This window comes from Mesorhizobium sp. LSJC280B00, from assembly GCF_000502835.1.
Taxonomy (GTDB): Bacteria; Pseudomonadota; Alphaproteobacteria; order Rhizobiales; family Rhizobiaceae; genus Mesorhizobium.
The window spans coordinates 213,881-220,022 of the sequence record NZ_AYVL01000007.1 but is presented as its reverse complement, the minus strand read 5'-3'; the positions used below and the strand labels follow the sequence as shown (position 1 = coordinate 220,022).

The window sequence follows — 6,142 nt, the reverse complement described above, 5'->3', positions numbered from 1 at the left end:
TGATCGGCGTCGCCAGCGCGCAGGGCGTGCATGTCGGCGAGGTCGAGTTGCGTGGGCCGCCGACGGGGTTGACGGCGCGCGTGACGATGCAGCTTGCCGCGCATGCCGGGCGCGGCGACATCCTCGCTTCGCGGCTGGTCGCCGACCTCGCCGCCGGTTCAGGCCTTCATTTCAATGACGCCGGGCGCATCGCGCTTGACGAGCTGGATGAGCCGCTGGCGCTGGTGCAGGCGACCTCGGAACAGCATCTGGAGCCGGCCTGCCGGCCGAAGGCCAAGGCTGCCGAGCCGGCCGCACTGACGGCACGCGAAAGCGAGGTGGTGAACCTCATCGCCGATGGCAAGAGCAATGCCGCGATCGCCGCCGAACTCGGGCTGAGCGAACACACCGTCAAGCGCCACGTAGCCAATATTCTGCTCAAGCTGGACCTGCCGTCGCGGGCGGCGGCGGCGGCGTTCTCGGCCCGGCACGCTGGCCCGCACGGGCCATAGGAGCCATGGCGCTTTCGGGCGAAGCGGCCGGGCATGCGTAAGCGCTATCACTTCGTCCCATGCAGGCCAGGCGGATGTCGCCGGGAAAGGCGCTGCGAAGGGAGGAATAAAATGCTGAAGTCGACACTCAAATCACTGGTGCTGGCGGCAGGCGTTGGCGCGCTGTTGGCGATCGTTCCTGCCAAGGGCCGAAGACGCCTCGGCGACGGCTGCCTACAAGGACATCCAGGCAACGCTCGGCTCGGTACCGGACATGTTCAAGACGCTGCCGGACGTCGCCGTTGCCGGCGCCTGGGCCGAGATCAAGGGCGTGCAGCTCAACCCAAACACCGCGCTCGACGGCGAGGCCCATCAATTCCTTGGTCTTGCCGGGCCTCGCAGATCCCCTGCCAGTACTGCATCTATTTCCACACGCAGGCGGCCAAGCTCAATGGCGCCAGCGACGAGGAGATCAAGGAGGCGGTGGCGATGGCGGCGATCGTGCGCCACTGGTCGACGATGCTCAACGGCAGCCAGGTCGATCTCGCCACTTTCAAGAAGCAGTCCGACGAGGTGTTCGCGGCCGTCAAGGCGAAGTCGCAGTGAAGAAGCCACTGCCCGGCCGGCGAGCGCCGGGCAGTGCCTGATCAAGCAACCACCCGATCCGAGAAGACGGGCCTATGGAGGAAAAATTGCCGACCAAGACACAGACGATAGACGGCGCTGCGATCAAGAAGGCGATTGAGGGCCGTGATGGAAAATTGCTGGCGAGCTTCTATGCCGACGACGCATTGGTGCGGGTGATCGACCGCAACAACCCGCCGAGCAAGCCGCGCGAAATCCGCGGGCGCGCTGCGATCACCACGTTCTGGGACGACATCTGCAGCCGGGCGATGACCCACAAGGTCGACACCACCATCGCCGACGGCAACAATCTCGCCTTCACCCAGGCCTGCGCCTATCCGGACGGGACCAAGGTGTTCTGCGCGGCGATGCTGGAGCTGAAGAACGGCCTGATCGTGCGGCAGACCGTCGTGCAGGCATGGGACGAGTGAGGCGGCGGCGATGTTCAGTGCCAGGTGGCAGATCGACGCCAAGTTCGGCCACAAGCAGACCGTGCTCGAACTATTAAAGAATGAGAACGCGAGATCGGCTCGCAGGTCGGCCTCGACGACCTCAAGTTCCAGATCATGACCGAATCGAACGGCGCGCGGGAAGCGACGGTCGGGTCACATCACCAGGTCGAAAGCCTCGCCCAATTGGAGGCGTTCTTCGCCAGGATCGGCAAGATCGACGCGCACGCCAAATGGGGCAAGGAGATGGAGCCCTATGTCGTGTCGGGCACCAGCCTGTGGAACATCTACCGCATCGTGGAATAGCAGTCCGGCTTACTCCCTTCTCCCCGTCACTTACGGGGAGAAGGTGGCGGCAGCCGGATGAGGGGCAGCGCGACGTCTATAATTACGGAGAGCGCAAACCTCTATTCGCTCTCGCCGTCCAGCGCGGGCACCGACACGCCGGCAAGCTCCGCCGCCAGCAGCCGCGACGCACCGGCGCGTGCGATCCTCAGCATCAGCGCCTTGCGCGTTGCCGCCGCCATGCGGTGCTCGGGCGCATCGCGCAAAATCTCGGCGCCGTAACCGTCGGAGAGAATGAAGCCGCACTCCTGCGGAAAAATTTCCTGGGGTACGCCGGGATGGGTGGCGAAGAAGAACCGGTCGGAATGCAGCCGGTAGTCCGGCCATTTGCGGTCGACCCTGAAATCCTCGATCGAGGATTTGATCTCGATGATCCAGATGTCGCCCTGGCGGGTCAGCGCAACCAGGTCGGCCCGCCGGCCGGTGGCCAGCGACAGTTCGGGCAAGACATGCGCGCCCATCTGCCTGAGCAGCCGCTGCACGCCGCGCCTGACCAGCATGGCGCGCTCCGACTGGCGGCCGTCGATGAGCGGATTGAGGGGTAGAGGTGAGATGATCGGCATTACCGCACCATGCCAGATTTTGTTCACGGTTTGAACCCGGTCGCGGCGATTATCTGGCTGACAAACCTAATCTGCAAAATACTGTGGAGCGGGCGCTACAAGGCCCGCCCTTCCACAAGGCGGGCCGCTCGCGTTATGAATGCGTTTCCTACTGGTGAGGGGAGCTATGTTTTCGCGAGGCGTCGCGGTTGATCTAATATTCACCGCTGCAGGCCCGATAGTGGTCGCAGCATAATCAAAAAGGTGGCGAAGCATGGTTACTGAGAATGCAAGTTTGACGGTCGAGCAGACTAGGCTCAATAGGATGCTCACGCGGGGCGTCGTATTTTCCGTCATTTGGCTCGCCGGTTTCGGGTCTTCTTATGCACTCTACCAGGGGCTTCTGGCGCGACGGATGATAAAAATGAATCCCGTGCTTCGGGGAAATGGCCGCGCCTGGTGGTGCATCATTGTGGGAGGGCTTGGGGCCGCAGCCTTATGTGCGATAGTTGGCGCCGGCATTTTCAATGCCATGACACAACCCTAGGTCACGCTGCAACACCGCCTGCCGATCTGGTGTTGGGTCATATTGATTTGTAGGTCCCGTTCAATGAGTGTTTCCGGCGTCATCCTCCCATCATTGGCCGTTTCCCGCCCGCAAGTTTAAAGCTTGCTGATTCATATCAGAATGCTCCTGTCCCGTCGCCGGGCCGCACCTGATATGGCAACTCAGACTTGCCATTGTCATCGACCCGACCTTCAGCTAACCGGCATCATCCCTTCCAGAGCAATAATTCTCGTCTTTGCGCAGCGTTCGCGGATGGTTTTGAGGCGGCCGTATTCTGGAGAGTCGTACCATGCCAGGAGGGACGCCATGTCCGGGAATTCGACAATGACGAGGCGATGAGGTTCCCAATCGCCCTCCAGAACTTTGGTGGCTCCGCCGCGAGCGATATACCTCCCCCCATAGCGGGCTTCGGTTGCCGGCACGTCCCGGCGGTATTCCTCGAAAACGGCGGCGTCGGTTATGTCGACATCAGCAATGAGATATGCGGCCATTGACCTTACTCCCTGAAAAAAACATTGAAACAGGTCTATTAGCGGCCCCGCAACTAAGCCAGCGGTACTACGCCTCGGAAACGACTCGCGTTCTCCCGGATTGGGGCGCTTAACTGTCTTGGTGGGGGCAGCTCTGGGAGGAGACGAACCATGCCGATGTATCTCACGCGATTCAGCTACAGGCCCGAAACCTGGGCGCGCTTGATGGATAATCCCGAGGATAGACGCGAGGCTGCCCGTTCCTATATCGAGTCGGTCGGCGGAAAGCTGCACGGGTTCTGGTATGCCTTCGGAGAGTACGACGGCTGGAACCTATGGGAGGCGCCGGACAACGTGTCGATGGCATCCGTCATGCTCGCCATCGGTGCGGGAGGCGCGCTCAGCTCGTACCAGACCACCGTGCTGTTAAGTGTCGAAGAGACGATGGACGCTCTTGGGAAAGCCAAGTCGATCCGGTATCGCCCACCGGGATCGTGACCGCCGCCCGCGCTTTGCGGAGTGTCGAAGGCTGGTAACGCTTGCTCGCGAACTGCGCACGTTCCTAAACTTTGGCGCAAAAGAGTCCACTGCGGCTCTTGGCAGCGCCGGCAGCTTGCGCTTTCAATGTCGGCTACGGTGTTTTACGAGGAGCATTAGATGACGGAAGATGACGACCGGAAATCAGCGACGCCGGAGGAAATCCGCCCGGCCATCAGAGGATGGGCGGTGCTTGGGGCAATTATCGTTGCCGTGTTTGGTGCGGCCTACGTCATGATCGATAGTTGAATGGCCGACGGTCCTGGTCGCCCCGATGGACTGCCTGAAACGATCGGCACGGTCCTGGGTGCATTGGTGGTGATCGGCACGTTCGGGCTTCTGGCTTGGACCGTGCTTCGCGGCGTCCTTTATTAAACCCGGCCCGTCTGGACTTTCTCCTGCAGCGGCCGCGTCTCAGTCCGATCTCCTCGCAGCAACGGATGGTCTTGGCCGCAGGCCAGAGCGCCGGGCAGCGTAACCGACATTCACGGGTGATTTCTTCGTCTCCTGGTTCTTGTTCTTGGCCCATTGATTTTGCAACATAATCCTGCGGGGGCTGTTGCCGAAATGCCATAGTCGCAGGTTTACCAGCACGCAAGTCCAAGGATATAGGCATCGCCCGCTTGGCAAGCAAAGCAAATGCCAGCATGAATGAAGATGAAAAAAGCGGCCGACTCGAGCCGCTGTTGTTTGGGCAGGCATCGGACCTTTTCATGCGCATGAAGTCACTTGCAATCGTCGCTGCCCTGGCGCTGTCGACGGCTGTCGCTGGTTGCAGCACCATCGGGTCGCAGATCTTCACCAACAACTACGGCGCGGTGACCGACGCCGGCTATCACCTGCCGCGCGTTCCGATCGAAAAGGTGCCGTTCAAATACCGCCGGCAGATCGTCGACTACGACACCAAGGAAAAGCCGGGCACCATTATCGTCGATACGCAGAACAAGTTCCTCTACTTCGTCATGGGCGACGGCGAGGCGATGCGCTACGGCATCGGCGTCGGCCGTGAGGGTTTCGAATGGCACGGCACCGCCCATATCGCGCTGAAGCGCGAATGGCCGACCTGGACGCCGCCTTCGCAGATGATCAAGCGGCAGCCGGAGCTGGCCAAGTTTGCCGGTGGCATGGAGCCGGGGTTGAAGAACCCGCTCGGCGCGCGCGCTATGTACCTGTTCAACAAGGGTGGCGACATGGGTTATCGCCTGCATGGCAGCCCGGAATGGAATTCGATCGGCAAGGCGATGTCGTCGGGCTGCATCCGGCTGATGAACCAGGACATTATCGACCTCTACGACCGCACCTCGGTCGGCGCCAAGGTCATTGTGATATAAAACCCTTATACGCGGACCGTCTAGGCAACAACACAGACGTCGCAAACAGAAAACCGGGCACTTTGGCCCGGTTTTTTGTTGTCTATCGATGTTGACGATGGAACGTCGCGTCAGGAGACCTGTTCGACATGCTGCACTTCCGGCACAAAGTGCCGGAGCAGGTTCTGGATGCCGTGCTTCAGCGTCGCCGTCGACGACGGGCAGCCGGCGCAGGCGCCCTTCATGTGCAGGAACACGGTGCCGTTCTCGAAGCCGCGGAAGGTGATGTCGCCGCCGTCCTGGGCCACCGCCGGGCGCACCCGGGTGTCGAGCAGCTCCTTGATGGTGACGACCAGCTCCTCGTCGGCCTTGTCGTAGAATTCGCCGGTCTGGCTGGTCTCGGCGGCGGGGCCGGCCTTGGCCATCACCGGGGCGCCGGACATGAAATGCTCCATGATGGCGCCGAGGATAGCCGGCTTCAGATGCTGCCAGTCGGGGCCGTCCTTGGTCACGGTGATGAAATCATAGCCGAAGAAGACGCCGGTGACACCGGGGATTTCGAACAGCCGGCCGGCGAGCGGCGAAGCCGTCGCGGCGCTGTCGGCATCGCGGAAATCGGCGGTGCCTTCTTGCAGCACTTCCTTGCCGGGCAGGAATTTCAGCGTCGCCGGGTTTGGCGTCGACTCGGTCTGGATGAACATGGCCGTCTCCGTGCCCGTTTCGGGCAGCTAGTTTGGAATAATTCTAATTAGGCTTTATCCGCCCGACATTCAAGCGAAAGGCATCGTCGGCGGTAGCGGCAGGCGGAATGTTTTACCCTGCCTTGA

11 protein-coding genes are annotated in these 6,142 nt (G+C 61.5%); 8 read left to right on the top strand and 3 right to left on the bottom strand.

What is annotated here, in order from left to right; genetic code table 11:
• From X773_RS73625 to X773_RS78080, 4 genes are all read left to right on the top strand, one after another.
• A partial coding sequence (locus X773_RS73625; protein ID WP_023676396.1) for a helix-turn-helix transcriptional regulator occupies positions 1–491 on the top strand: 491 nt, incomplete at its 5' end.
• Between the two features lie 111 nt (positions 492–602).
• Positions 603–1,076: a carboxymuconolactone decarboxylase family protein gene (locus X773_RS52400; RefSeq protein ID WP_245274685.1), complete on the top strand. Its 474-nt coding sequence runs from the start codon at positions 603–605 to the stop codon at positions 1,074–1,076.
• 86 nt (positions 1,077–1,162) lie between these two features.
• Entirely contained in the window at positions 1,163–1,525 is a 363-nt protein-coding gene (locus tag X773_RS52395; RefSeq protein ID WP_023676394.1) for a nuclear transport factor 2 family protein, read from the top strand.
• A 135-nt stretch (positions 1,526–1,660) separates the two neighbouring features.
• Complete coding sequence (locus X773_RS78080) at positions 1,661–1,849, top strand: hypothetical protein (protein WP_245274684.1); 189 nt, start codon at positions 1,661–1,663, stop codon at positions 1,847–1,849.
• A 101-nt stretch (positions 1,850–1,950) separates the two neighbouring features.
• On the opposite strand, the gene X773_RS52385 is transcribed toward X773_RS78080, so the two are convergent.
• Positions 1,951–2,451 carry an MmcB family DNA repair protein gene (locus tag X773_RS52385; protein WP_023676393.1) on the bottom strand — a complete coding sequence of 167 codons (501 nt, stop codon included), beginning with the start codon at positions 2,449–2,451 and terminating at the stop codon, positions 1,951–1,953.
• A gap of 738 nt (positions 2,452–3,189) precedes the next feature.
• Positions 3,190–3,489 carry a DUF1330 domain-containing protein gene (locus tag X773_RS52375; RefSeq protein WP_023676391.1) on the bottom strand — a complete coding sequence of 100 codons (300 nt, stop codon included), beginning with the start codon at positions 3,487–3,489 and terminating at the stop codon, positions 3,190–3,192.
• Between the two features lie 150 nt (positions 3,490–3,639).
• On the opposite strand from X773_RS52375, the gene X773_RS52370 reads away from it, so the two are divergent.
• The 4 genes from X773_RS52370 to X773_RS52365 all read left to right on the top strand — a co-directional run bounded on the left by X773_RS52370 (position 3,640) and on the right by X773_RS52365 (position 5,336).
• Positions 3,640–3,966 (top strand): GYD domain-containing protein, encoded by a 327-nt coding sequence (locus tag X773_RS52370; RefSeq protein ID WP_023676390.1) that lies wholly within the window; start codon positions 3,640–3,642, stop codon positions 3,964–3,966.
• A gap of 159 nt (positions 3,967–4,125) precedes the next feature.
• A complete protein-coding gene (locus X773_RS79025; RefSeq protein WP_023676389.1) occupies positions 4,126–4,254 on the top strand; it encodes a hypothetical protein in 129 nt (42 codons plus the stop codon).
• Positions 4,255–4,380 (top strand): hypothetical protein, encoded by a 126-nt coding sequence (locus X773_RS79020; protein ID WP_023676388.1) that lies wholly within the window; start codon positions 4,255–4,257, stop codon positions 4,378–4,380.
• Between the two features lie 338 nt (positions 4,381–4,718).
• Complete coding sequence (locus tag X773_RS52365) at positions 4,719–5,336, top strand: L,D-transpeptidase (RefSeq protein WP_023676387.1); 618 nt, start codon at positions 4,719–4,721, stop codon at positions 5,334–5,336.
• 110 nt (positions 5,337–5,446) lie between these two features.
• Here X773_RS52365 and X773_RS52360 read toward each other — a convergent pair whose 3' ends face one another.
• Entirely contained in the window at positions 5,447–6,016 is a 570-nt protein-coding gene (locus X773_RS52360) for a NifU family protein (RefSeq protein WP_023676386.1), read from the bottom strand.
• Positions 6,017–6,142 lie beyond the last annotated feature (126 nt).

Coding starts and splice junctions, on each gene's coding strand:
- X773_RS79020 (WP_023676388.1), top strand. CDS start 4,255: ATGGCCGACGGTCCTGGTCGCCCCGATGGACTGCCTGAAACGATCGGC.
- X773_RS52370 (WP_023676390.1), top strand. CDS start 3,640: ATGCCGATGTATCTCACGCGATTCAGCTACAGGCCCGAAACCTGGGCG.
- X773_RS52365 (WP_023676387.1), top strand. CDS start 4,719: ATGCGCATGAAGTCACTTGCAATCGTCGCTGCCCTGGCGCTGTCGACG.
- X773_RS52400 (WP_245274685.1), top strand. CDS start 603: ATGCTGAAGTCGACACTCAAATCACTGGTGCTGGCGGCAGGCGTTGGC.
- X773_RS52385 (WP_023676393.1), bottom strand. CDS start 2,451: ATGCCGATCATCTCACCTCTACCCCTCAATCCGCTCATCGACGGCCGC.
- X773_RS79025 (WP_023676389.1), top strand. CDS start 4,126: ATGACGGAAGATGACGACCGGAAATCAGCGACGCCGGAGGAAATCCGC.
- X773_RS52360 (WP_023676386.1), bottom strand. CDS start 6,016: ATGTTCATCCAGACCGAGTCGACGCCAAACCCGGCGACGCTGAAATTC.
- X773_RS52375 (WP_023676391.1), bottom strand. CDS start 3,489: ATGGCCGCATATCTCATTGCTGATGTCGACATAACCGACGCCGCCGTT.
- X773_RS78080 (WP_245274684.1), top strand. CDS start 1,661: ATGACCGAATCGAACGGCGCGCGGGAAGCGACGGTCGGGTCACATCAC.